Consider the following 1,041-nt stretch of genomic DNA (forward strand, 5'->3'; position numbering starts at 1 on the left):
CCGCGATGACCGCGGCAGCGTTCTCACGAACGCCCCCAACGTTCCTGGGACATCAAGCCCTGGCAAGCCTCAGACAGCGACGGTCATAACACCAGGTGCAAGGCCGAATCCAAGCGACCACCCGCAGCCGTGAAATGCCCTGCCTGCGGCACTGCCGAAAAAGTCCGCGGCATCCCGCGCGATCTGCTCTACACCTACTGCGTATTCCACGCGATCGCGGATACCGTTCCGCTGTGATGGCGGACGCCGTTCCACGTTGATGGCGGACAGCATTCCAAACTGATCAACCTCCTTCTGATGCCGCGCCGCAAGGATCGTGACGGTATCCGAATCGATGCGGTAGCGGGCCACGTAGCCGCTATCGCCGAAGTCGATGATCCACTCGCGGAACTCGTCGGGCATGCCCTCAATGGGGCGGCCGGCGCCAGGCTGCTGTCCCAGCACATTGACGCCTTGGCGAATGGCCTTCACCGCCCGCTTGACAGCGTTCAGGTTCTTGGGCGCGAGGAAACGAAAGAGGCGCTGCACATCGAGAAGCGCCGTTTGTGACCAGATCAGGCGTGACACGCCGGAGGCTCGATGTCGTTGCCCTGTTCGAGCTGGGCAAGCCAAGCATCGGCCTCATCGGCGGTCACATGCAGTCCGGTGGCGCGGTACTCTTCCCAGGCCTTGAGCGTGTCCTGGCGGAAGGCCTCGCGCTTTTCCTCGCGATCAACGTACTGGGTGATCGCTTCGCGCATCAGCCAGTGCGACGTGCGATGACGTGCGTCAGCCAGTCGCTTTAAGCGCGCTTTAGCGTCCTCGTCGATCTTGATCGACACAGGGCGAACGGCAGCAGCGGTCATGGCCACCTCCATCACAGTATCTTAAGCTATTACCTTGCCGTACTTACGCCCAAAGACAATGCGCTCCGCCAGCCCCGCTGCTGCGGGGCTTCGATAGCCGCTAAGGCTGTGCTGAACAAGTAGACGATTTCGACGCGGCTTCGTGTCGACGTTTTACTTGCTCGAACTGACGTCGTATTGCCCCGCCCATGCCGAG

2 protein-coding genes are annotated in these 1,041 nt (G+C 61.6%); both read right to left on the minus strand.

What is annotated here, in order from left to right; translation table 11 throughout:
• Positions 1–69: 69 nt before the first annotated feature.
• Positions 70–567 carry a type II toxin-antitoxin system RelE/ParE family toxin gene (locus tag EV671_RS27655; protein WP_243655903.1) on the minus strand — a complete coding sequence of 166 codons (498 nt, stop codon included), beginning with the start codon at positions 565–567 and terminating at the stop codon, positions 70–72.
• Positions 555–845 carry a CopG family ribbon-helix-helix protein gene (locus EV671_RS26605; protein ID WP_165917753.1) on the minus strand — a complete coding sequence of 97 codons (291 nt, stop codon included), beginning with the start codon at positions 843–845 and terminating at the stop codon, positions 555–557. Before EV671_RS26605 ends, EV671_RS27655 begins: the two co-directional genes overlap by 13 nt.
• Between the last annotated feature and the right edge of the window lie 196 nt (positions 846–1,041).

The sequence above is a fragment of the Roseateles saccharophilus genome (assembly GCF_004342485.1).
GTDB lineage: Bacteria > Pseudomonadota > Gammaproteobacteria > Burkholderiales > Burkholderiaceae_C > Pelomonas > Pelomonas saccharophila.

Coding starts and splice junctions, on each gene's coding strand:
- EV671_RS26605 (WP_165917753.1), bottom strand. CDS start 845: ATGACCGCTGCTGCCGTTCGCCCTGTGTCGATCAAGATCGACGAGGAC.